This is a genomic window from candidate division TA06 bacterium (assembly GCA_016235665.1).
Classification (GTDB): domain Bacteria; phylum Edwardsbacteria; class AC1; order AC1; family EtOH8; genus UBA5202.
On sequence record JACRJI010000006.1, the window covers coordinates 36,829 to 62,100 of the forward strand.

A 25,272-nucleotide genomic window follows, 5' to 3' on the forward strand; every position below is an offset into this window, starting at 1 on the left:
AAACCTTCAGGTTTCCCATGTCAAATTAACCCACCGGATATATGGAGGGATTATGCCTAAATTGACCAATTACATGGAACGGATAGTCAAGGAGGAACTGGCCCGGGTGATGCTGTCCCGGCCCGGGATCTGCAGCTGCCGGGTTTGCCAGCTGGACGTGATGGCCCTGGCCCTTAACCAGCTGCCATCGCAATACGTGGTCAGCGAGGGGGGGCACATCCATACCATGGTCAACATGGCCCACGACCAGTTCAAAACCCAGGTGCTGGTGGCCATCGTCAACGCAATCAATTCGGTCAGCACTCATCCCCGCCACAAGCTGAAAAAGGGCCTGAACACAGTCACCCGGCAATAAACGCCTTGGCCTTGACCCAGGACGTGTCCAACTTCGCAACTGTATTTTTATTTCAAAACGGTTGACAAACAGGTAAATTTAAAGTATCATATTTTTACAGGGTGTTTTCAAGGTTTCCATATATTGTAAAAAGCCCGGGCCGGGGCAAATTTTCAAGGAGAGAACTGTGTACCTTTACGGTGATTAATATTTAGCGAAAGAAATCAATGACTTATTTTAAAAGCTACATCAAGAACAAGATCGTACCCCAAAAATGCTGGGATGACATCTTTGAACTGCTGGCCAGCGTCAGCAGTCCCGATGTTGAGGACTGGCTGGAGGAGCGTGGGCAGAGCGGTTTTACCATCGAGGAATTCATATATTTCCTGAATTCGCTGGACGAGGAAGAGATCCAGGACTGGCTTTGGGAACACCGGGAGGATTTTTCGGCGGTGCTCTCCCGCCCATCATTCAATTTTGACGACAGCCGAATGGTGGATTCCAACAATCGCTGGTGTAACGTGCTGTTCCTGTCGGCCAATAAAAGATCTGATATTAAGGAGTAAAAACCATGAAGAAGACCCTCCTGTTCCTGGCGGTAATGACGTCGTCGGCAGTGTTTGCTTTGGCTCAGGATTGCGGGTTCTCATTTCTGCGGCTGCCCCTCAAGGCCCGGGCCGTATCCATGGGCGAAGCCCTGGTTGGGGCTTCCGACGACCTGGCCGGACTGCCATACAATCCAGCCGGTTTGTCGCTGATCAATACCAGGCAGGGTTCGGCCGGCTACACCAATTATGCCGCCGACATCCAGGCCGGCAGCATCAACTATGTCCAGCCCCGGGACCAATGGAGCACATACAGCGTCGGGATCTCCTACCTCAACAGCGGCTCCATCAAAGAGACTACCCTGGACCTGCCCACAGGCACCGGAAACACCTTCAGTTATAATACACTGGCACTGTCGCTGGGATACGGCCGGATAATAAACTCACAGCTTTTTGCCGGGGCCGCGCTGAAAGGGGTCTACGACAAGGTGCAGGAATACTCGGCCTCCGCGGTGGCCGTGGACCTGGGGGTGTTGTACGAGATCGACATGGATCAGGCTGCCAGAGCGCTGTTCAAAGCCAAGAGTTCCCGCAATTACGGCAGCAGCCTGACCGCCGGGTTTTCGGTGCTGAATCTGGGCGTGGCCGCCAAGGCCTTCGTCACCGAAAAGGAGAAACTTCCCCTGACCTTTCGGGGTGGGCTGGCTTACCGGCCGGTAATGAACCGGTTGACAATTGCCCTGGCGGCATCCAAGGTTGTGGATACAGGGGTCCAGGCTCAGCTGGGCTTGGAGTATTTTGTCAGGGAGGCTTTGGCCCTCCGGCTGGGATATAACGGCGTCATGGGGGAGATAGAGACAGGCTCCAATCTTGACGACATTACTGGGTGGGCCTGCGGCCTGGGTGTCTGCATAAAAAAATATCGTTTTGACGTGGCCTACACCCCCATGGCCGGCCTGGGTAAACTGCCCTTGCGGGCTGACATCTCGGTGGAGTTTTAAACAGGCATTTTAACGGGCGGCTTTAAAACCGCCCTTTTTAAATCAACCGCATCCGGATCCCGTGGCATGAGCAATTCCGAGTTCATAGAAATTATAAACGACCAGCCGGAACACAGCGGGACAGGGGTCTATGCCTGGAACCTTTACCGGAACCTCAAAGACCTGACGCCGGTGAAAATGGCCTATTATAACAGCCAAAAAGGCAATTGCGAGTTCTACGGGGCCAGGGGGCTGGAGTCCACTATAAATGTCGGGATCAAGAGCCCCAAACCGCTTTTTTGGCGGCAGTGCAGCCGGTCTTACCGGCATCAAAAGAATGTCCATACTCTCAGCCAGAACCTGTCGTTCTTAAAGGCCGGCGAAAAAAGAATAGTCACCTGCCTGGACCTGATCCCCCTTTTCATGCCCTCGTCTCTGCTTGAGAAATGCTGGAGGACCTTTCTCTACTCGGGGATAAAGAAAGCCGACCATGTGATATCAATCTCCCAAGCCACCAAGAACGACCTGGTAAGGGTTTTCAAAATGGATCCCCAAAAAATCACCCCGGTCTTGCTGGGAGTTACACCTGAATACAAACCGTACAGCAAAACTGCCAGCCGGCAGCTATTGGGGCTTTCCCTGGATGAAAAGGTAATTTTGCAGGTGGGCACCTCCGCGCCCCGGAAGAATTTTATCACGGTACTTAAGGCCTTTAGCCAGATTTCCCGGGAAAATTCCCATGCCAGACTGGTCAAAGTAGGCCCGGCCGGGAAAGGGGATCTGGAGTTCATCGCCCGGGAAAATATTTCCTCCAGGGTCCTGGTCAGGGAATCGGTGGCCAAGGAACATTTGCCGCATTATTATGCCGCCGCCGATGTCTTTGTTTTTCCCTCTCTGTACGAAGGATTCGGCCTGCCGGCGTTGGAGGCCATGGCCTGCGGTTGCCCGGTCATAGCCGCCGATAATTCATCCATTCCCGAAGTGGTGAGCGGGGCCGGGATAATGATCGATCCCCTGAATGACATATTATGGAGGGAAAAGATCCTTTGGGTCCTGTCGGACCAGAGTTTGTCACAAAAAATGACGGCCGAGGGGTTGAAACAAGCCAGGCTTTTTACCTGGCAGAAGACCGCAGAGGAAACGTTTAAGGTTTATCGAAAAATGTTTAATCAATAGGACAAAACGGATCATTTCCAACAAGGGTATGGCAGGCTTTATGAAGAAGGCCTGCCCATTTTTTATTGACCTGATTTGAATAATTGTGGTATAGTTACATTAAGCTATATAACAAAACCATAAATTGTTTTAAACCGGAGTAAGTGAAAGAAGACAGTTATTATAAACAGCGGGTGGAGGCAGAGGTCACCAAAAGAACCTACCTCTCGTCCAAATATTCCGACTGGCATCAGGAGATATTAAGCTATGCCAAGGGAACCGTGCTTGATCTGGGAGCCGGCGACGGGGCGTTCACCAGCCCGATGGCGCTGCAGGGATTGAGGGTTGTAGCCTGCGATCTTTCCAGGACCCGCCTGCAAAATCTAAAGACCAGCACCTCCGAATTGGTCGAACTGGATGCAACGGCAATTCCGTTCAAACAGTCAGCCTTTGATACTGTGTTATTCGTAGAAGTGCTGGAACACTTGCCGGATAGGGCAGCCCAGCAAAAACTGCTGGCGGAACTGGGCCAAGTCCTTAAGCGAGATGGTGTCATAGTGATTACCACTCCAAACCGTCCGGTTTATAGGTTCATGAGCTTCCTCTGGAAATGGTTCGGAGGCCAGGAGCCTGACCCCACCCATTATGCCGAACTGAGCTGGCCGGAACTGGAGGAACTTTGCCGGGAGACGTTTGACATAAGCTATGTTCGGGGGAAAGCCGGTCTGATCCCGGTCAAAGCAGTGCAAAAATACTTTTCCAAATATTTGTTTTTGTGTTACGATATCATGGTAGTGCTGAAACATAAGTCAAAGACAGTATGAAGCGCTTTTTATCAGGGACGGCCCTAAAAAAAGCCGCCGCCTTTTTGGTGATCCTTGTCATTGCCTATTTCCTGGGAAGGCAGTTATACAGTGGCTGGCAGGATATTCCTTTTTCCAGCCTAAAGTTCAATTATTTCTGGCTGGTCTTCTCATACCTGGGTTTGTTTGCTTCTTTCGCCTGCTCAATAAAAGCCTGGGAGATCATTCTGGAAGGGCTGGGATCCAAGATGAGCTTTACCCGGTCATGGTGGGTGATCACTGCTTCCTTCCTAGCAAAATATATTCCCGGGCATGTCTGGGCTGTGGGCGGCAGGATGATACTGTGCAAGGCCGAGGGCATCTCCGAAAAGATCAGCGGTACGGCCATGATCATAGAAATGATGGGCCTTTTGCTGGGTTCTCTTTTGGCAGGCATAGCCGGCATTCCCTTTCTCTTAACCCAGGGAGTTCCTTCATGGGTCTGGCTGATGACCGTTCCGGCTGGGGTTTTGTTGATTCTTTTGTTCTCCCCTTTGCTTTTCTCCCTCTTGCGCTGGTCGGCCAAAATAATCCTGAAGCGGGAGGTAGCACTGGCCGCCAGCCCCGCCAGGTTTGGTGCGGCAGTGTTGTTGTATTTTATCTCCGCCCTGATTCAGGGGGCGGCATTCTTCTGCCTGATCCGTGCCATATATCCCATCGGCCTAAAATTCCTGCCGGGAGCCATAGGCCTTTATAACGGAGCCTGGGCGGTGGGTTTTTTAAGCCTGATAACTCCCGGCGGGTTGGGGGTAAGGGAAGGGGCCATGGCCTTTTTATTGGAATATTTCATCCCGGTTCCGCTGGCGATCATCATCTCGATCCTGGCCAGATTGTGGATCACGCTGTTTGAGGTTCTGGTGGCCTTGATCGGTTTGAAATTCAGAAAACAGTAATTAGAAAAGATCATGAAGAAAAAACAAAATCCCAAAGCAATACCGGCCACTACAACTCCGGTTCTGGCAAGCGGTGATCTGTTGAACAATTTTTGGCTGGCGGCCGGTCTTCTACTGGCCATGAGCCTGCTTTTTTTCAACCGGGCGCTGTTATCCGGACAGATGCTTTTCGGCAGCGATTTCGTGGCAGGCGGGTATATGACCCGTAATTTCATCGTGGAAAGCATAAAACAATTTGGGACAGTACCATTGTGGGATCCCCAGATATACGGCGGAGTGCCTTTGGCCAGCGTAGGAACCATGTCCGGCGATTACTGGTACTTTCCGATGACCGTTTTATACTGGCTTAAGCTGGCGCCGGAAAAGATCGTCGCCGCCAGTTATTTTCTGCATGTACTGCTGGCCGGCATTGGAACCTACCTATTCCTGAGGGCCAAGCGCTTTTCCGGCACAGCCTCATTTATTTCAGCCGTGGGTTACATGTTCACCGGTTCCATGGTCAGCCTGATCTATGCCGGTCACGACGCCAAGATCGCGGTCTCGGCCCTGCTGCCGTGGCTGCTGCTGTTCATAGATAAAACAGTGGATACCCGGAAGCTTTTATGGGCATTGCTGGCCGGGTTGGTGATCGGCCTGTCTCTGATGTCGCCCCACGTTCAGATGTCCTATTACCTGCTTTTAGCAGGATTCTTTTTTGCCCTGGCCAGAATATATCAGAGATTCAAGGCCGACAAGAATAGGAACAACGTCCTTAAAACCGTCGGGCTGGGCCTGGCCATGCTTGTGACCGGTTTCTCGCTTTACGCGGTCCAGGCGTTGACCCTGCAGGACTACATCAAATTCTCGGCCCGGGGCCAGGACAAAGGGTATGCTTATGCCACCTCATATTCCATGCCGCCGGAAGAGACAATCAACATCGTCTGGCCGGAGTTCTCCGGGATGTTAGACAAGGATTCCGGCGAACGCCCCACCCATTGGTACTGGGGCCGACGCGACCTTAAACTTCACACCGAATACGTCGGGGTGATCCCATTTCTGCTGGCCCTGATCGGATTGATATACAGCAAAAGGAAAAAGCTGAAACTGTTCTTCATATTACTCGGGATATTTGCCCTGATCGTGGCCTTCGGCGGATTTACTCCGTTGTATTACCTGGTCTATTATCTTATCCCCGGAATGTCAAAGTTTCGCAGTCCGGCCATGATCTTCAACCTGTTCTCCTTCGCCGTGGCGGTGCTGGCGGCCGCAGGGGTCCAATCGCTGATGGAGGGCCAGTTTGGCAAAAAACTATTCCGCCACCTGCTGATCGGACTGGGTTCAGTATTGCTGCTGGGTTTTGTTTTTACCGGAGCCAAGGACGGAATGACCTCAATGCTTTCCGGGTTTGCCGCCCGGGGCTGGGGCGCCCAAGCCTTGTGGCAGGGTTACGGGGAAATGGTCAAGGGATACTGGATAGCTTTTGTGATCCTGCTGATGGGGGTTCTGCTGATCTGGCTGTTGGCAAAACGGAAAGTTTCCCTGACCTGGTGGACAGCCATGGCCGGTCTGCTGATATTTGCCGAAATGTGGAGGGTGGATGCCAAGTTCATGAAAGCGGTTTCCCCCGCAGACTATTTTTCCAAAGACGAAGTGGTCCGGGTGCTGAAAAGTGACAAATCCCTTTACCGGGTGATGCCCTTGCAGGTACATCAGTCCGGGAATTATCTTAAACTATTCAATATCCAGACCGTCGGCGGAGAGAGCCCCAACCCCCTGCGTCGGTATAACGAATTTGTGGGGATCAACGCCCAAAGGCTGCTGCCGGATTTTCACAACATCCTGGACATGAACGGGCTTAATTTCATGTCCATTCTGGGAGTAAAATACCTTTTACTGCAGCAGCCTTTGAACCATCCAGATTTCACGATTTACGATTCCTGCTATGGAGGGCAGGTCAAGATATACCAGTACCAAAAAGCCCTGCCCCGGGCCTGGTTAGCTGGAAATTACGAAGTGATCGCCAGGGAAACGGAGATCCTGGAACGCATCAAACAGCCAGGCTTTGATCCCTCCCGAAGCGTTATTTTGGAAGAACAGCCGGAGGGGTTCGTTTCCGCCAAACAGGTCCCGGGAAACGTAGTGATCGATGAATACCAGCCCAACCAGATAAAACTATCAGTTGAAGTCTTGGCCCCGGCCATAATGGTGATCAGCGAAAACCATTACCCGGCCTGGCAGGCTTATCTGGATGGCCAGCCGGTCAAAACCTACCGGGCCGACTACACTTTCCGGGCGGTTGTGGTGCCGGCCGGAAAGCACAAAGTTGAGTTTAAGTACCAGTCTACGCCGTACAATACAGGACGGGCCATAAGTCTTATCTCTGCGCTGGTTGTGCTGTTGGGAATAATCGGGCTGGGCGCCTGGGAACTGGCCGGAAACAAAAGGAAAAAAGCAGAAGAGATTGCTTCATAAAACAGATGTAAAAAAGCCCCCCGCCAAAGGCGGGGGGCTTTACTTTTGTATCAATGCCTTTATTAAAAGAGTTTTTTGTATTCGGGTCAGTGTTTTTATTTCCAGTTCCCGGCGCAAGGCCCGGCCTTTGGTTGGCAGTATTTCCTGATAGACTGCCTTCACCGGCAGTCTTGATCTGGTATATTTGGAAGCAGTACCTGTGGCATGGTTTTTTAAACGCTTGGCCAGATCGTTGGTAATGCCGGTGTAGTAGCTTCCATCGCTGCATTTAAGGATGTAAACCAGCCATTCTTTGGCAGTTGTGGTTTTTGTTTTATTTGAGATCACTTATTTTCCTTTAATCCGGTCATTTAAAAAACAACAGCCAGACACCGGCCACCGCCACCACAGCTCCGATGATCTCCATTAAACTGACCCGCTGTTTGAACAGGATCACCGAGGGCGGGATGATCAGCACCGGCACCAAGGCCATGATGGTGGAGGCTATCCCGGTAGAAGTATGCTGGACCGCCAGCAGGGAAAACGACACGCCCAAAAATGGTCCAAAAGCAGTGCCAAGGGACAGCTGGCCCATCAGGCTGCGATCCTTGAATATCCCCGGCAAGCGGCGCCAACCGCCCAGTGCGGTGTACAGGATGGCGAACCCGGCCAACCCGGTAATCACCCTGATCTGGGCCGAGGCAAAGGGATGGTATCCCTGCATCCCGTATTTGGAAAGAACCAACCCTCCGGCCTGCCCCAGCGCCCCGCCCAGGGCCAGCAGCACTCCGGCCACCGGATGCTTGAAGGATAACTGGTTCGATCCGGCATCTTTCTTCAAAACCACCAGGGAGATACCCAGCAGGGTCAGGGCCATTCCCCAGATGTCTACAGAAACTAGTTTTTCCCCCAGCCACAGCCAGCCCATCAGCGCCGCCATGGGCGGGGCCAGGGCCATCACCAGCATGGCCACCCGGGCGCTGATGATGGTGTAGGATTTGAACAAACAATAGTCTCCGATGACGAACCCGGCCACCCCCGACAGCGAAAGCCACAGCCAGGTATGGGCGGAGGCGTCAAACGGCAGGAACATGCCCCGGGTGACCAGGGTAAAACAGCCCAAAAGCAGCGCTCCCAGTGCCAGCTTGATCAGATTGACCGCTACTGAGCCGATCTTTTTGGAGGCCGGCTCAAAGGCCAGGGCGGTGACCGTCCAGCAGATGGCTGTTATCAGGGCGGCAATTTCACCAAGATGTGATGACATAAAGATAGCAGAACCTTTTTATGACAGAGATATTTGAATGACAAAGGCCGATGGCATAAGCCGTCGGCCGGGATTTAAAATAATGTTGAGAGACTGCTGGTTTTTAGGTTGACAATAGACTCTGGCTCGCCAGACGAAGTCTCTTACTTGGCTTACTTTTATATGACGTAGTATGGCGGAGAGTCAGGGATTTGAACCCCGGATCCCGTTCATCACGGGATACACGATTTCGAGTCGTGCGCCTTCAGCCAGCTCGGCCAACTCTCCGCTTATTTAATCAACAATTAATGGGAAACAAGTAAATGATTGGTCATGCGCCTTTTCCGCCTTGGGCGGGACCTCGTCTGCCCCGCTAAAAGCGGCTACTACAGCGGTGACAGCATTCCATTTAGGGATTTACCAATTTCTTAAAAGCATTGCCGCCTTTGTATCTCTTGATCTGCCGCTCTCGACGGTAAGCATCGTCTCTGGTCTTAAATTCTTCAGAATGCACCAAAACAAAAGGTCCTTGATTCTTAATTGATTTGGTTTGATTGGCGTTATGTCGTTGTAACCGCTGTGCCAAGTCTGAAGTGTAGCCGGTATAATATTTATTTGTCGTAGTACTTTGTATGATATAGACACAATACATAATCGTGCGCCTTTCCCGCCTTGGGCGGAACCCCGCTGAGGCGGTGGCAGCCAGCTCGGCTCACCTCCGCTTGGGGCGGAGGGACCCCGCCGCTATTATATTTCTTTCTTTGAGGCGGTGGCAACTCTCCGCAAAAAGGTAATGGATCATGGGTTATAGATATTAGGGTTTTACTGAACGTCTTTTTTTAAAGAAATCTCTCAGCATTTGCGAAGCCTCATTTTCTAGCAAGCCTCTCTCAATCAGTATCCGGTGGTTAAGGCGGGAGTCCTCGACGATATTGAACACCGAGCCGCAGGCCCCGGCCTTGGGGTCGGATGCAGCAAACACCAGCCGGTCTATCCGGGCCAGTACCATAGCTCCGGCGCACATGGCGCAGGGCTCCAGGGTCACGTACAAGGTGCAGCCGGTAAGCCGCCAGCGGCCCAGTTTTTTGGCGGCCTGCCTTAGGGCAATGATCTCGGCGTGGCGGGAGGCGTCCTTTTTTGTCTCCACCTGGTTCCAGCCCCGGCCCACGATCTTTTCCCCACAAACAACCACGGCCCCCACCGGGACTTCGTGGTTCAGGGCCGCTTTTCGGGCCAGGTCTATTGCCCGGCCCATCAAATTTTGGTCGTTACGGTTCATAAAGTCACAACATATATTATTGTAACATTGAGGGGGTTATCTTGTCAATGGTGATTGCAGCTGTCGTAAAAAAATATAGTCCTGCTACTTGAATATCAGCGAATTTTATGTAATATTCAATAGATAGGATTGATTGGTACTTAAATCCAGGAAGGTGTAAACCGAGGCTCATATTAACGCCGTGAGCCATAGTTTCAAATGATTTCCCCAGTATTTAATTAAAAAATCTACATTATACAGGGTTAGAATGTTATTTCCTGAACCAAAGAAATGAATATAATTATATTTAAGGTATAGTGTCATGAAAAAGGCAATTATAAAGTGGATTTCAAATAGCCGGATTCTCTTCATTGTGTTGTCAGTGGCGATAGTAGCATTTGCATCAGCCTTGTACGTCTACGAAGCTAAAAGAAACCTGCGCGATTTTTATTTGGATTTAAAAGAAGTATCCGACTCAAAAGTCCATATTTTGCTCAACTGGATAGATGAAAGGGAAAACGATGCCCGGAATATCCAGGAAAGCAATGTCTTCAGCATGTGGACGAATAGCTGGATGAAAAGCAGGGATCCCTATAGCATGCACATGATGCAAGATCACATTAATGCTATAAACAGCACCTTTGTTTATTCGGATGTACTATTATACGATCTGAACGGCGACTTGAATGCCATAATAGTAGGCGACACTGAACCTAAGAACCCCGACACCGGGAGATTGGTGATTGAATCGTTCCAAACCGGCAAAGTCGTATGGGGCGAGTTTTATCTCTGCAGTGAATGCAAGAAAGACGAAGTCGACATATTCGTCCCCATCCATTATCCCCCATCGGGCAGGGGCAGGGTCATTGCGGTTCTGCAGATGAGCGTAGCTGCAGCTAAATACCTGGACAGTTTTATATCGGAATGGCCCCCGCTTACCGCCACCGGAGACGTGCTGGTGTTGCGACAGTCCGAATTGAGCCGTTTTAACAATGCCAGATACGATCAGAACAGGTACCCCAAAGGCATTCCCTTAGAAAAGGCAATGACCGCCGATACCAACGCTATAACTGCCGGAACATTTAACCATCGGGGCGCCGAGATTCTATGTGCCGTAAAAAAAGTGCCGGGCAAGCCGTGGTACATTGCGGCCGTAATGAGCGGCAGCGAGGTTCGCAGGGCAATGAAATCTTGGGTGCTGAGCCTGTTGCTGTCCGTGCTTTTTCTGAACGCGATGTTGTGGATCGTAAACGCGCTGGTGATTGCCACCAATAAGAGGAACCAGTACAAAAAGCAGTATGAGATGGAGTTGGAACAGAAGATACTTCTTCAGCATATTGATTATATAACAAAATACGCCAACGACATAATATTTCTCATTGATGAAACCGGCAGAATTGTGCAAGCCAACGATAGGGCTTTTGCCACTTACGGATACAATATTGATGAAATTACAAAACTGCGGGTGCTCGACCTAAGAACCGAAAGATTCCGGGCGAGCTATGAATCGGATTTTAAAAGGGCGGCCGAAAAAGGCGGAATCATATATGAAACAGAGCATCAGCGAAAAGACGGTTCTGTTTTGCCGGTAGAGGTAAGCCTTAGAAGATTTGAGATTGGAAAGAAGCGGTATTTTCAAGCCATAATCCGGGATATAACCGATAGAAAGAATAGCGAGACGGCTTTAAAAGCCAGCGAACAGCAGAAAGACCTGATTTTAAACTCGGTTCCGGTGGCCATATATATATCCAACCTCGACCCCCAGACCGATACTGCCTGGATAAGCGGGAACGTGAAGATGGTTACCGGGTTCAGCGCCGAGGAATACCTGTCCCAGCCTGATTTTTGGCGGAAACGTCTGCATCCCGAAGATAGGGAGATAGTGCTTAAGGCTTTTGAGAATGCGACGGAAGAAGGGGAGGGCGATATTGAGTACAGGTGGCTGCATAAAAACGGCCGCTATCGGTGGTACCAGGACCGGTTCTTGGTAAGGGATATCGGCGGAACCCGCGAAATCTTGGGGCTGATAAACGATATCCACGACCACAAGATGAGCCACAAGCGGGAGACCATATTGTATGCCATTTCCCAGGCTTCTCACACTTCATCCGATCTTAGGGAACTGTACAAACATCTGCACGAAATAGTATCCGAGCTTATCCCGGCCAGGAACTTCTACATATCACTGCTCAGCGAAGACGGCAAGATGCTGCACTTTCCGTACTATGTGGACGAAGTCGAATCCCATCAACCACCTCGTACCCTGGGCTTGGGCCTGACCGAATACGTGCTTAAGACAAAGTCCCCGCTTTTGATTACACCCCAGCTTTACAGAGAGTTGCAGGAGCACAAAAAGCTTGAGGCGGTGGGAGCTTTATTTCACAACTGGCTGGGCGTACCGCTTACGACTGAAGGTAAAATCATCGGCGTACTGGCGGTGCAAAGCTACAATGAGGGGGAGCAATACGATGAAATCGACAGGGATATGCTGGTATTTGTGTCGGATCACATTGCTGAGGCTATATCCCGAAAGAGAGGCCAGGAGGCTCTGCAAGAAAGCGAGGCCAAGCACAGCCACCTGCTTTCCAGTATAGCCTTGCCGGTGCTTTCGCTTCAAGAGGACCTGACTGTTTATTACTGCAATCAAGCTTATGCTGATTTTGTTGGTTTAAGCATCGAGCAAATAGAAGGCAGGAAACTATTGGAATTGTTTCCCGATTTTGAAAAGACCAATAGTTATGATGCATATCTGGCTTGTCTCCAAACCGGCCAGCCGCAGGTAGTGGAAGGGGTCATGAAGGATGGTGTCTATCTTTGTGCCAGTATTTATAAGACATCCAACGGATTGCTTGCTGTCTGTGAGGACATCACTGAACGCAGAATGGCGGAAAACGCTTTGGAGCAATCGGAATATCGCTACCGGACAACATTAGATGCTGTCAACGAGATGATCCATGTAATCGACAAAGATTATAATATTCAATTAATGAACAAAACATTTATTGATTACTGCAGGAATAACGGGATATGTGAAGATTGCAACGGTAAAAATATATTTGACATATTTCCCTTCTTGCCGCAAAGCGTTAATGAGGAATATGCAAAAGTATTCTCAGGCAAGGAAAGTGTGATTTCCGAAGATGTGATTATCATTAACAAGCGGGAGATAATAACAAAAACCAGAAAGATACCCATCCTGGAAAACGGCCAGGTAGTGAGGGTCGTCACCGTAATAACTGATATTACCGACCTTAAAAAACAGGAAGACGCAATAAGAGAAAGCCGGGAAAAATACCAAAGTGTATTCGATAATTCTAATGACGGTATATTCATTATGAAAGATGACACCTTCGTTGACTGCAATAAGGCCTTATTGACCATGTTTGCCATGGATCGCAGAGAAGATATCGTGGGAAAAACGCCCGAAACGACATCTCCCGAATACCAGGACAATGGTTTAACATCTAAAGAATACGGAAGGCAATTGATAGACAAAGCCCTTTCCGGGAAGATTCAGTTTTTCGACTGGAAACACAGAAAAAAGGCAGGCGAGATATTTGAGTGCGAGATATCTCTCAGCAGGTTGGAATTAAAAGGGGAATATTATCTGATGGCTATACTGCGGGATGTGACCGAGAAAAAAGAATCCGAAAGAAAGCTGCGCGAAAACGAACAAAGATACACCATAGTTGTTGAAAAAACCGGACATTTAGTTTACGATTACAACGTGGCTACGGGAAAGATAAAATGGTCTGGAGCAGTTAAGGAAGTAACGGGTTATGGCAGCAAAGAAATCGAAAAGATCGGCATAGAAGAGTGGGAGGCTCTTATACATCCAGATGATAAGGAGTTTGTACTGAATCACCTTGAAGCGTGTCTGTCTACTGTAAGCTCATTTGACGTAGAATACCGGTTAAAAAAGGCTGATGGGCAGTATATCTTTGTGTCGGATCACGGGATCTTCCTCCCGGGAAAGGAAGGGAAAGCGGAAAGAATGCTGGGCACGATGGCTGATGTTACTGAAAGAAAGAGAATGGATATTTCTTTAAAGCAAAGCGAGGAAAGGTATAAAACTCTGTTCACTGATACCCTTGAATCGTTAAGTATTACTAAAAAGGGAATACTATGTGATGTCAACAGCGCTTGGCTTAAACTTCATAAATATGACAATAAGGATGAAGTGATTGGGAAGGATATCACTGAAATACTGGCGCCCCAGGATCGGGGTGTTATCATAGAAAGAAGAGCGAGAGTCTTTTCAAACGATACTGAAAGAATATTTGAAGCGCGCGATATGACCAAAGCAGGTGAGATCATAGAAGTGGAAGTGAGTTCAAGCACGATCATTTTGGACGGGGAGGAAGCCATAATATCAGCTATACAGAACATTTCTAAGAAGAAACAGGACGAAAAAAGGCTCCGGGAACTAAATAAGAGGTTTGAGTACGTATTAGGAGCCACTAAAACTGGCTTTGACATAATAGATCCTGAACACAATATAATTTACATAAACCCTGAATGGGAAAAAGAGTATGGGACGTGTGAAAAAGACAAATGTTATAAATATTTCATGAACAGGGATAGTGTTTGCGAAAACTGCGGAATAGATACTGCCCTGAAAACAAAAACCACCACCATTACCGAAGAGTTCTTGATTAAGGAAAAGCGCTGGGTTGAAGTTCACACCATACCATACAGGAACGAAGACGGAGGATGGGTGGTGGCCGAGTTCAATATTGACATAACCCAAAGAAAACGCGACCAGAAAATAATGGAGAACAGGCAGAAGGCTCTGCAGGAAGTCTATAAGATCGCCACATCTTTGGATGAGACGTTTCAGGGTATCTGCGACCGGGTAGCGATAAATCTGTCGCAGATCCTTGAAGTTCCCCACATGGCGGTACAGTTGTTGAAAAACGGAAAGATCAATGTGATTTCATATTATGGTGAGGGAAAAATTGAGAATAATATGATACTTCCTTTGGAGGGCTCACCTTGCGAGAAAGCCTACCAGAAAGGCCAGCCACTGGAAATCAACGGCTCATTGCGCCAGATATTCCCGAAGTTCTTTTTAAATGAGAAGTACGACCTGAATTCATATTTGGGAATGCCAATAAAGAACCGGAAAGGAAAGGTAACGGGATTGATATGCATATATGATTACCGCCAGCACATCTTCAATCAGGAGGAAATGGTATTATTGGAGATATTCGCTCATTACATAGGATATGAGATCGAGCGGTCAGAAATGGAGAACAGCCTGAGAGAAGCCGATAAAGGAAAACTGTTAAGCGATATTGCTTCGGGAGTGGCGCATGAGGTTCGTAATCCATTGCATGCCATCCAGGCTATAACAGAAGCCATGGCCAAGGGTATTGACGGCAACCCTGATTATGCCGAATACCTGATGCATATTAAAATGCAGGTAAGCCGGCTGTCGCAACTGATGAAAGACCTGTTGGAACTGGGCAAGCCAGTACCGTCATCGGAATTTATAAGGGAGCCGGTCTTGGGAATTGTTGTTACAGCAAAAAAATATTGGCAGGATGCACAAACGGACACCAAAAATAACATCGAGTTGCAGAATAACCTGGATTCTGAAATATATATTTACGCTGATGCGGCCAAGATCCAGGAAGTGGTCATAAACCTCCTGGATAATGCGGTGCAACACAGTCCTGCCGGGAAGAGTGTCACAATTGAACTTTCCCAACAGGGACACGAAAATGTGACGATTAAAATAATTGACCAGGGAACCGGGGTTAAACCCCAAACCGAAGAGAAAGTGTTTGAACCTTTCTATACTACCAGAAGAAAAGGCACTGGCCTGGGCCTGGCGATATGCAAACGCATCATCGAAAGCCACGAAGGCAATATCCAGTTAACGAATAATATAAACATGCCCGGGTGCACGGTGCAGTTTACTTTACCTGTTTGCAAGGAGGAAAAAGCGTGAAGCCGGTAATACTGTTGATCGACGACGAGGAAGCGATCCAATTCGCCTTTACCAAATATCTGGGCAAGTCCGGCTACGAGGTCATCACGGCTTCCACCCTGGCCCAGGCCCGGATCGCCCTGACCCAGAGGAATTACGACATCATCCTACTGGACCTCTCCCTGCCGGACGGCAACGGGCTGGAGATGATCGGCGAGATCCGCCAGAGCCAGGCCGACGTAGCCCTGGTTGTGATAACCGGAAAAGGCGATGTGCCGCTGGCGGTAAAAGCCATGCAGCTGGGAGCCGATAATTTCATGACCAAGCCCACCGACATGGACGAACTTGAGGTGTATCTGAGGAAAAGCATGGAGCTGAAGGGCCTGCGCCGCCAGGATACCGCCCGGAAGCTGATGGATAAAAAACAGGAGCCCTTTTTCGGCAAGGGGGCGGCCATGAAAAAAGTGCTGGAGTTCTCTAGCGTGGCGGCCGGCAAGGACTGCGCCCTGATCCTGCACGGGGAAACCGGCACCGGCAAGGGGGTGCTGGCCCGCTGGATCCACGACCACAGCGTTCGCAGCGCCCAGGCCTTTGTGGAGGTGAACTGCTCGGCCTTAAAAGGCGATCTTTTGAACAGCGAGCTGTTCGGCCACGCCAAGGGAGCCTTTACCTCGGCACACCAGGACCGGCCCGGTCTTTTTGAGGTGGCCGACGGCGGCACGTTGTTCCTGGACGAGATTGGGGATATGGAGCTGGCGGCCCAGGCCCAGTTCCTGAAGGTTATAGAAGAAAAGCAATACCGGCGGCTGGGGGAGGTCAAACTGCGCCACAGCGATTTCCGGCTTATCTGCGCCACCAACCGGGACCTTTTGGAGGAGACCAAGCAGGGCCGTTTCCGGCTGGATCTGTATTACCGGATCAATGTTTTCCCCATCTATATTCCGGCTTTAAGGGAAAGGACCGAGGATCTGGAGATGCTGGTAAAATACCTGCTTTTCACATTAAATTATCATCAGCAGGAGATACCGCCCGGGGTGATAAAACTGCTGAGAGCCTATAACTGGCCGGGCAATATCCGGGAACTGAAAAATATCCTGGAACGGGGGCTTTTGCTGGCTCAGGGAAATAAGCTGGAGCCCGGGCATTTTACCGGGCTGGAACAGGCCATGGAAAACACAGACGATGCGAAGTCCGGCAGTAAAACCATCGGAGGGGCCGAGGGCTTGCATATAAAAAATATCCTGGCTCAATTCAACAATGACACCGTGGGGGCGGCCAAAGCGTTGGGCATTTCCCGGCCAACCTTGTACCGTAAAATAAAAAAATATAAATTGACTATCTAACTAACTCAGGAACCGAATGTGGGTACGGGGGCTATTCTGAACTCAACCCCTTCGCTTCCCCTTCTCTTACTCCAAGATAGCCCTAATTTATCCAAGAGAAGGGGACAGAGGGGATGAGTTAGAGAAAAGCTGTTTTTATACTACTACTCAATACGATAGGTTCACACCCAATGTAACTTCACTGAGCAGAATAGATAGTCATTAAACACAAAATAAACATATAATATCAGCCCAGCCCCAAAGGGCTGGGCTATGGACAAAAACACATATAGCCGTCCCGCAACTTGTCCGCCATAGTCTGCCATAAAGCAGACGAAGGAGGATTGCGGGGCGGTTTTTTATTTATGATAAGCAATTATCATTACTAAGATTTATTAGCAACAACCACAACTGTGCCGATGTTTGTAATGTTAAGCGGGACAACATATTGCAAGCCACATACGTATTTGGCACGAATTTTGTATCTTATTATGATCGTCACAACTAAAAAAACAATAATCGTTAATATATAGGAGCAACCGAGATGAGTCAAAGAATATTGATCGTCGATGACGAAACAGCAATCTTACTGGCGTTTAAAAAATTATTGCAAACCAAGGACATTGCCGTGGATGCGGCCGAGACCATGGGTGAGGCCGAAAATTTCCTATGTAAGAATTTTTATGATGCAGCCATTGTGGATCTTCGTCTGACCGGTGTTACCGGGGAAGAGGGTCTGGAGATAATAAAATACATCAAGGAATTCAGCGCCCAGACCCATGTCATTCTGGTAACCGGATACGGCAGCCCCAAGGTGATGGAAAAAGCCCAGGCCTTGGGCGCGGCCTTTTACTTTGAAAAGCCGGTATCCGGTGAGACCCTGAGGAATGCCCTTAAAAGCCTGGGAGTGGAATAAGAATATATAGGATTTTCGGGAAAATTAATATATCTTCTAAGAGAACCTCAATACACGCTGGCGTAAAAAGCATTACTAAGACGGTCAACAAGGCAACAGCTAAACTTGAAATCAAAAGAAACATGGACCTTAATAAACTGGCCATATTGTTAATTGGACTTGGCCCTGAAAACCTGGAAGGGCTGGATGATCTCAAAAAGGAGATCAGGGCTGCCATAGCTGGAACGCAGGGCAGGCAAAAAAAACTGTTGAGCGATGCTCTGGATACCGCCGAGGCCATGTCCGGCCATGATCCCGAGACCTGCCAGATAGGTCTAGACAGGATCGATGAGCTGCTGGAACAGGCCATGGAAAATCCCCGGCCGGCATCCAAACGGGCCCGGAGCAAAATATCCGAAACGATGCCTGAAACCACCGACAGATCAGGGTCTTTCATCATGCCGCAGGAACTGGACGCGGAACTGCTGTCAGAGTTCGTGGCCGAAAACCTGGAATATGTGTCCCAAGCCGAATCGGCCCTGCTGGAATGGGAGAAAAACCCTGGCAATCAAGAACTTTTGAACACCATCTTCAGGGCTTTTCATACCATCAAGGGTACCGCTTCGTTTGTAAATCTCGACCAGATCAAAGACATGGCCCACCAGGTGGAATCGATGCTGGCCAAGGTGCGGGACAGACAGGCGGAATATTCGGCTAAAGATGCCGATCTGGCCCTGAAAGCGCTGGATGTCCTGAAACATATTTTAATCCGGCTGAAAACTGCCTTCCCCGGACAGCCGGTGATGCTGCCGGACCAGTATGAGCCGGTGATGGCCGCCCTGAAGTCCTTGGAAAATGCCGGCCAAACTGCGCCTGCCGCGGCCTCTCCTGCCGTCCTGGCCTTCCAACCCGGTTTTAAGGAATGGCTGGCGCAAAATAATGAGACTGCCACTGAAGGTCAGAGCTGGGGCAGCGCCAAGATCTCCGATGAGCAAGCAGACTCTACCATTCGTCTCCGTACCGATCGGCTTGACAAGTTGATAGATATGGTGGGCGAACTGGTGATTGCCCATTCCATGGAATCCCAGGATCCGGTGGTAAGCCAGTTGGAGAATCATGATCTGGCAAAGAAGGTGGCTCACACCGGCAAGATCGTACGCGAACTGCAGGAGTTGTCGATGACGATGCGGATGGTGCCGCTAAAGGCTACTTTCCAGAGGATGGCCCGGGTGGTCCGGGATCTGGCAGTCAAGGGCGGCAAGGCGGTACGCTTTGTCACCGAGGGGGACGACACCGAGATCGACCGCAACATGGTTGATACCATCAGCGAACCGCTGCTGCACATGCTGCGAAATGCCATCGACCACGGCATCGAGCCGGCGGTCCTGCGGCGGACGGCCGGCAAGAAGGAATCCGGTATGGTGCGGCTGAGGGCCTACCATTCCGGCAGCAACGTGGTGATCGAGGTGGATGACGACGGCCGGGGGCTTGATCGCCAGGCCATACTGGCCAAAGCTCTGGAGAAGGGCCTGGCATCTGGCGGTGAAAACCTGCAGGAAAGTGAGGTCTTTGCCCTGATCTTCCGTCCGGGATTTTCGACGGCGGAGCAGGTGACCGAGGTCTCGGGACGGGGAGTGGGCATGGACGTGGTCAAGCGCGGAGTGGAGTCGCTGAAGGGCCGGATCGAGGTCCGGTCCGAGCCGGGCCGGGGCAGTACCTTCAGCCTGCAGCTGCCGCTGACCATGGCCATAACCGACGGGATGCTGGTACGGGTGGGCAGCGAGCGGTTCATCATTCCTACCAATGCCATCAACATTACTCTGCGGGCCAGCCATGACAACTACTTTACAACGGCCGGCCGGGGCGAGATGGTGAACCATCATGGAGAAATGGTTCCATTGTACCGGATCCACCGCATTTTCAGGATCGAGGGGGCCGGGGAGGACCCGCTCAAGGCATCGCTGGTCCTGATCGGCGCCGATCGCCGCAAGACGGCGTTCATGGTGGACGAGATATTGGGACAACTTCAGGTGGTGGAGAAGAGTCTGGGAAGAGACCTGAGCAGTATCCCGGGTATTGCCGCCGGAGCTATCCTGGGAGATGGGCGGGTGGGGTTGATATTAGACATGCCAGCCATGATCAAGCTCGCACAGGAGGGTTCATCCTTGGAGTAAAGAAAAGGTTTCCTAAGAACACGAAAAAATCAGCAACTAACAATTAAACAATAAAAAGGAGGAAATGTCAAACATGAAACCGATCGTGAAACTGACCATGATACTGGCTCTGCTGGCCCTGCCGGCCTTCGCGGCCCGGCCTCTGGACACCGATGATGCCGGAACGGTGGAAAAAGGTAAGTTTGAAACCGAAATATCATTTGACTACTGCCAGTACCGTCCGGATGGGGTTTGCCATTCACCGGGGTTCGGATTAAAGCATGGTCTGACGGATCTTTTTGACCTAGGGCTGGGTTTTTCCCATAGCACGGACAAGGATGCAGACGGCAACACTATCGGCTGGGGGATGTCCCCCCTGGAGATGGGTTTTAAAATGGCGCTGCTTAAAGAGCATCAGACATTGCCGGACATATCCCTCAGCGCCGGATACGAAGCGGGGGAGACGGAGTACGGGCTGAATCTCATTCTCAGCCGGGGATTTGGGAAATTAGGACTGCATTACAACCTGGGTTACAATTCCCCAGGGGAAGCCATGGTCAAGGGCAGCATTGCCACTTCAATTGCGGCCGAATATACTTTTATGGAGAAATACCGGTTATGCGCCGAGCTGAACGGTGAACTTCTTGACGACCTGACTGAAGTCGTCGGGAACAGCGGGTTGATAGGCGGTTCGGTAACCATCGGTTGGGTTGCCTGGGACCTGGGCGTCCGGATCTACGACCAGCGCGGTGCCAAGTACGCAGTCACCAGTGGTTTGACAGCAGGTTTCTGATCCAATACCTGGCGCGACAGCGGGGTCCCGCCAAAGACGGTAAAGTAATGCAAAAACCATGGCCCATTTACAAAGAGAAGGATCCAGCAATCAGGGGGTATTTTGGAAAGCCAATTATGGCAGAAAACCCATTTAACATGAACGGAGGCTCAACTATGGAAACCAATAATCATATCGAATTAACCGAAAAGGAGGTGAATAACATGAACAGCACAACAGTTGCCAAGGACAACACAACCCTGAATGCCGCAATTAAGGAGGCCAGGTTAGACAGCCGGGCAGGAAAGTATCTGACCTTCTTTTTAGAGAACGAGGAGTACGGAGTTGAAATCCTAAAAGTTCAGGAGATCATCGGCCGGATGCCGATCACCCCGGTGCCTCGGACGCCCAGCTACATCCGGGGGGTCATCAACCTGCGGGGTAAGATCCACCCGCTGATGGACCTCAAGGTCAAGTTCGGAATGGAGCGGACGGAGATCACCGACGAAACCTGTATCATCGTCATCAAGACCAGCACCATCATGATGGGCATCCTGGTGGACCGTGTGTCCGAGGTGGCCAACATCGCCGCCGGAGAGATCGAGGACACGCCATCCTTTGGAGCTGGTATAGACACCGAGTATCTTTTGGGGGTGGGCAAGACCGGAGGTAAGGTGCGCCTGCTGCTGGACATCGAGAAGGTAATCACCGCCAAGGACATCATTCAGCTGAAGAAGGCGGCTGGAAGCGCGGAGAGCCAGAATGCCGAGACTGAGACCGAGACCAAGACGGAACAGAAAAACGAAAAAACGAAATAAATAAGGAGGGAACATGCTCAACAACATCAAATTGGGAACGAAATTGATAGCTTCGTTCATAATCATGGCTATCATATCGGCAATCTTGGGTATCATTACTCTCATCAGCTACGGCGATGTGAGTGAACAGTTTACCCTGTTGCGAAAAGATATCGTTCCCGGGGCACTTTTCATGGTGCAGACCCGGTCTGGATTGAATTCGCTGATGGCGGAAACCGGCCAGGTTATCATAGATAAAGATTTTAGCCACAAAAAGGAAATGGCCCAGACTGCCGCAACCCTTATCCAGGATGCCAAGTCCCATACAGAGCATGAGAAGCATATCGGAACTGCGGAAGGAGATGACGCCCAGAAGGTAGAGGATGGGATTCTTGGAGTCATTGACCTTTCCGAACAAACCGTGAAGGCGGTAGAAACGGGAAAAACACAGGAAGAAATCGATGTGTTCTACGATCAAATGTTTGCGGATATGCAAGAATTAGACGAACGCGTCACCAACCATTTGGCTACGCATATGGGAGAAGTGGATCTGGTTGAAAAGATGGTGTCCCAAACAATCAGCAGCGGGATAACCATAATCTGGGTTACCCTCGTGATAGCTTTGCTTTTGGGCATCTTCCTTGCGGCTATCCTGACCCGCAATATCTCCAAGCCCATTCAGGAAGGCGTGATGATGATGGAAGAGATAGGCAAGGGTCACCTGAGCCAGCGGCTGAAAATGGACCGCAAGGACGAGATCGGCCTCTTGGCAAGGGCCATGGATGCATTCGCCGACGACTTACAGACCAAGGTGGTGGGCACAATACAAAAAATGGCCAACAGCGATCTCAGCATGGAGATCGTGCCCAAGGACGCGCTGGACGAAATATCTCCAGCCATGAAAAAAACGATCGAATCCTTCCGCACCGTGGTGACCGAAGTACAGATCCTTACCAAGGCCACAATGGAAGGCCGTCTGAATGTCAGGGGCAATGTTGACAAACTGCAGGGCGTGTACCGGGATGTGGTGCAGGGTTTCAATTCATCGTTGGACGCGGTGACCGGTCCGCTGAACGAATTGGCCGCCATAATGGAAAAAATAGCCGCCAGAGACCTTTCGGCGCGGGTTAAAGGCGATTACAAGGGCGATTTTGATTCATTCAAGACCGCCGTCAACACAGCCGTGGAGAACCTCGACAAGGCCATGCAGCAAGTGGCCATCGGCGCTGAGCAGGTGGCATCGGCCTCGGTGCAGGTGAGCACCGGCGGGCAGGCCCTGTCGCAGGGAACATCCGAGCAGGCTTCATCGCTCGAGGAGGTATCCTCCAGCCTGCAGGAGATGTCGTCCATGATCCGAAAAAACACCGCCAATGCCAAGGAAGCCAAGGGGGTGGCCGATCAGACCAGGGAAAGTTCGGACAAAGGCGTGGAGAGCATGAGCAAGCTTTCCGGCGCAATCAATAAGATAAAGGCTTCTTCCGATTCCACCGCCAAGATAGTGAAGACCATTGACGAGATCGCCTTCCAGACCAATCTGCTGGCTTTGAACGCCGCAGTGGAAGCTGCCCGGGCCGGGGATGCCGGCAAGGGTTTCGCGGTGGTGGCCGAGGAGGTCCGCAATCTGGCCATGCGCAGCGCCGAAGCGGCCAAGAACACCGCCAACCTGATCGAGGACGCGGTAAAGAACTCGGAGAACGGGGTGGTCATCAATGCCGAGGTTCTCAAGAATTTCCAGGAGATCATCGAAAGGGCCAACAAGGTAAGCCAGGTGGTGGCAGAGATCGCCGCCGCCTCGGAACAGCAAGACCAGGGGATAAGCCAGGTGAACAAGGCGGTGGAGCAGATGAACCAGGTGACCCAGCAGAACGCCGCCAACGCCGAGGAGTCGGCCAGCGCCGCGGAGGAGATGTCATCCCAGTCCGAGGAGATGCGGAGCATGGTTCAGGGCTTTAAGCTGACCGGTTCCAGTGATTTCAACCAGGCCCTAAAGGCCAGCAGTCAGTCGGGTCACTATTTGCACAACCTGGTCATGGGTAAAAAGGGCGGCAAGGCCGCGGCCGGGATCCAGCCAGATCCCCGCAAGATAATTCCCCTGGACGAAAAGGATCACAACATACTCAAGACCTTCTGATCCAGAATTATTAGGCACAGAGCTGCACCGGCAGCTGGCTGAAGAAAATGCGGGCATAGTCGGTGCGGCCTGTGTCCTAAAAAAATAATCGCCCAAGCAAAACCGAAACCGGCAACCCAATAAGATAATGATGACCGATGCCAAGAACATAGATCAAGATGAGGCAGTGGACTTTTACTCGCTAAAATTGTCTAAGAAACAGTTCCGCCATATCAGCAATACCGTTTACAAGGTGTCGGGGATAGACCTGCACCAGGGCAAGGAGGAGCTGGTAAAGGCCCGGCTGCTGAAGCGGCTGAGGCATCTGCGTCTGAGCAATTTCGAACACTATCTTAAATATCTGGAGCAGGACCAGAGCGGGCTGGAGGTCCAGTCCATGGTGGACATGCTGACCACCAACAAGACCCATTTTTTCAGGGAATCGGAGCATCTGGATTTTCTCAAGCACGAGATCGTCCCCAAGCTTGACCGGGAAAAGGTCAGGATATGGAGCGCCGGATGCTCCTCGGGCGAGGAGCCTTATTCCATAGCCATTACCCTGATGGAAGCCCTGCCTGACATAGAGAAGACGGACGTCAGGATTTTGGCCACGGACATCTCGGAACGGATGATCGCCAAAGCCAGGGAAGGCCTTTACGAGCAGGAAACCCTTAAAACCCTGCCTCCGCAGTTGTGCCACAAATATTTCCGTATTTTACCGTCCTCCCAGTCACGCCGGTACCAGACGATAGACCGGGTTCAGTCCCTGGTGTCATTTGCCATGCTTAATCTGATGGAGGAATGGCCTATGGCCGGGCCTTTCGATGTTATATTCTGCCGCAATGTGATGATCTACTTCGACAAGCCCACCCAGGAGCGTCTGGTGCGGAGGTTCTGGCCGCTGCTGAAGGAAGGGGGTTATCTGATGGTGGGGCATTCAGAGAGCCTGACCTTTCTGTCCCACGAATACCGCTATGTTCAGCCGGCGGTTTACCAGAAAATAAAGGGTTACGCCAAGAATCTCAAGCGGCCGGCCATGGCGGTCCAGGAGGTTGCATCATGATCCATACGGTGGGGGTGGCCGGCATGATGGTGTCCCGGCAAAGCTCGGATATCCTGATAACTCATGCCTTAGGCAGCTGCCTGGGGATCACAGTATACGATTTCAAACAGAACATTGGAGGTTTATTGCATCCCATGCTGCCGGATTCCGGCATAGATAAAGCCAAGGTTGAGGCCAATCCCTTCATGTTCGTGGACAGCGGCCTGAGATTGCTGCTGGATAAGTTCTACCAGGCCGGATCGGAAAAAAGGAACTTGATAATCCGGGCGGCCGGAGGGTCCAGTTCCAAGACTAATGAAGAGGATGATTTTTTCCAGATCGGCCGCCGCAATTTCGTGAGTCTCAGAAAATTCCTGTGGGACGAGGGGCTGATGCTCAAAGCGTACGACATCGGCGGTTACGGCTCGCGGACGGTGACCCTGGAGATCGGCGGGGGCCGGATGACCATAAAAATAAACGGCAATGTCAAATATATATAAACACCGACCCCGGAAGGCGTTCTTTTAATGTCTTCAGGTTTGGTTAATACGGATCAGCAATAATAA

At 50.7% G+C, this 25,272-nt stretch carries 20 protein-coding genes and 1 tRNA gene; 16 read left to right on the forward strand and 5 right to left on the reverse strand.

All coding sequences use genetic code 11. From position 1 onward, the window contains the following. The first annotated feature begins 52 nt into the window (after positions 1-52). From HZA73_02525 to HZA73_02555, 7 genes are all read left to right on the forward strand, one after another. Complete coding sequence (locus tag HZA73_02525; protein MBI5804903.1) at positions 53-355, forward strand: late competence development ComFB family protein; 303 nt, start codon at positions 53-55, stop codon at positions 353-355. 206 nt (positions 356-561) lie between these two features. Continuing rightward, complete coding sequence (locus tag HZA73_02530) at positions 562-900, forward strand: hypothetical protein (protein MBI5804904.1); 339 nt, start codon at positions 562-564, stop codon at positions 898-900. Between the two features lie 5 nt (positions 901-905). After that, positions 906-1,880, forward strand: coding sequence for a PorV/PorQ family protein (locus HZA73_02535; protein MBI5804905.1), 975 nt, complete (start codon positions 906-908; stop codon positions 1,878-1,880). A 66-nt stretch (positions 1,881-1,946) separates the two neighbouring features. Then, complete coding sequence (locus HZA73_02540; GenBank protein ID MBI5804906.1) at positions 1,947-3,035, forward strand: glycosyltransferase family 4 protein; 1,089 nt, start codon at positions 1,947-1,949, stop codon at positions 3,033-3,035. Between the two features lie 143 nt (positions 3,036-3,178). After that, positions 3,179-3,838, forward strand: a complete 660-nt coding sequence (locus HZA73_02545; GenBank protein ID MBI5804907.1) for a class I SAM-dependent methyltransferase — start codon at positions 3,179-3,181, stop codon at positions 3,836-3,838. Continuing rightward, a complete protein-coding gene (locus HZA73_02550) occupies positions 3,835-4,749 on the forward strand; it encodes a flippase-like domain-containing protein (protein ID MBI5804908.1) in 915 nt (304 codons plus the stop codon). The genes HZA73_02545 and HZA73_02550 overlap by 4 nt, the downstream gene beginning before the upstream one ends. 12 nt (positions 4,750-4,761) lie before the next feature. Beyond that, positions 4,762-7,200, forward strand: coding sequence for a YfhO family protein (locus tag HZA73_02555; protein ID MBI5804909.1), 2,439 nt, complete (start codon positions 4,762-4,764; stop codon positions 7,198-7,200). 39 nt (positions 7,201-7,239) lie between these two features. Here the strand turns inward: HZA73_02555 and HZA73_02560 are convergent, their stop codons facing one another. The 5 genes from HZA73_02560 to tadA all read right to left on the reverse strand — a co-directional run bounded on the left by HZA73_02560 (position 7,240) and on the right by tadA (position 9,701). Continuing rightward, positions 7,240-7,524, reverse strand: a complete 285-nt coding sequence (locus HZA73_02560) for a GIY-YIG nuclease family protein (protein ID MBI5804910.1) — start codon at positions 7,522-7,524, stop codon at positions 7,240-7,242. Positions 7,525-7,546: 22 nt separating this feature from the next. Beyond that, entirely contained in the window at positions 7,547-8,443 is an 897-nt protein-coding gene (locus HZA73_02565; protein MBI5804911.1) for a DMT family transporter, read from the reverse strand. Positions 8,444-8,616: 173 nt separating this feature from the next. Continuing rightward, positions 8,617-8,710, reverse strand: a tRNA-Ser gene (locus HZA73_02570). A 121-nt stretch (positions 8,711-8,831) separates the two neighbouring features. Next, positions 8,832-9,074 (reverse strand): GIY-YIG nuclease family protein, encoded by a 243-nt coding sequence (locus tag HZA73_02575; protein ID MBI5804912.1) that lies wholly within the window; start codon positions 9,072-9,074, stop codon positions 8,832-8,834. A 162-nt stretch (positions 9,075-9,236) separates the two neighbouring features. After that, a complete protein-coding gene (gene tadA / locus HZA73_02580) occupies positions 9,237-9,701 on the reverse strand; it encodes a tRNA adenosine(34) deaminase TadA (GenBank protein ID MBI5804913.1) in 465 nt (154 codons plus the stop codon). Positions 9,702-10,002: 301 nt separating this feature from the next. Here tadA and HZA73_02585 point away from each other — a divergent pair, with 301 nt between their 5' ends. From HZA73_02585 to HZA73_02625, 9 genes are all read left to right on the forward strand, one after another. Then, complete coding sequence (locus HZA73_02585) at positions 10,003-15,636, forward strand: PAS domain S-box protein (GenBank protein MBI5804914.1); 5,634 nt, start codon at positions 10,003-10,005, stop codon at positions 15,634-15,636. Beyond that, on the forward strand, positions 15,633-16,958 hold the full coding sequence (locus HZA73_02590; GenBank protein ID MBI5804915.1) for a sigma-54-dependent Fis family transcriptional regulator: 1,326 nt from the start codon (positions 15,633-15,635) through the stop codon (positions 16,956-16,958). Before HZA73_02585 ends, HZA73_02590 begins: the two co-directional genes overlap by 4 nt. A gap of 523 nt (positions 16,959-17,481) precedes the next feature. Then, positions 17,482-17,853, forward strand: coding sequence for a response regulator (locus tag HZA73_02595; protein ID MBI5804916.1), 372 nt, complete (start codon positions 17,482-17,484; stop codon positions 17,851-17,853). Positions 17,854-17,975: 122 nt separating this feature from the next. Next, positions 17,976-20,006 (forward strand): chemotaxis protein CheA, encoded by a 2,031-nt coding sequence (locus HZA73_02600; protein ID MBI5804917.1) that lies wholly within the window; start codon positions 17,976-17,978, stop codon positions 20,004-20,006. Positions 20,007-20,079: 73 nt separating this feature from the next. Beyond that, positions 20,080-20,778 carry a hypothetical protein gene (locus HZA73_02605; GenBank protein ID MBI5804918.1) on the forward strand — a complete coding sequence of 233 codons (699 nt, stop codon included), beginning with the start codon at positions 20,080-20,082 and terminating at the stop codon, positions 20,776-20,778. A 203-nt stretch (positions 20,779-20,981) separates the two neighbouring features. Next, positions 20,982-21,575 (forward strand): purine-binding chemotaxis protein CheW, encoded by a 594-nt coding sequence (locus tag HZA73_02610; GenBank protein MBI5804919.1) that lies wholly within the window; start codon positions 20,982-20,984, stop codon positions 21,573-21,575. 13 nt (positions 21,576-21,588) lie between these two features. After that, a complete protein-coding gene (locus HZA73_02615) occupies positions 21,589-23,685 on the forward strand; it encodes a HAMP domain-containing protein (protein MBI5804920.1) in 2,097 nt (698 codons plus the stop codon). Between the two features lie 130 nt (positions 23,686-23,815). Continuing rightward, complete coding sequence (locus tag HZA73_02620) at positions 23,816-24,727, forward strand: protein-glutamate O-methyltransferase CheR (GenBank protein ID MBI5804921.1); 912 nt, start codon at positions 23,816-23,818, stop codon at positions 24,725-24,727. Next, positions 24,724-25,206 carry a chemotaxis protein CheD gene (locus HZA73_02625; protein MBI5804922.1) on the forward strand — a complete coding sequence of 161 codons (483 nt, stop codon included), beginning with the start codon at positions 24,724-24,726 and terminating at the stop codon, positions 25,204-25,206. The genes HZA73_02620 and HZA73_02625 overlap by 4 nt, the downstream gene beginning before the upstream one ends. Positions 25,207-25,272 lie beyond the last annotated feature (66 nt).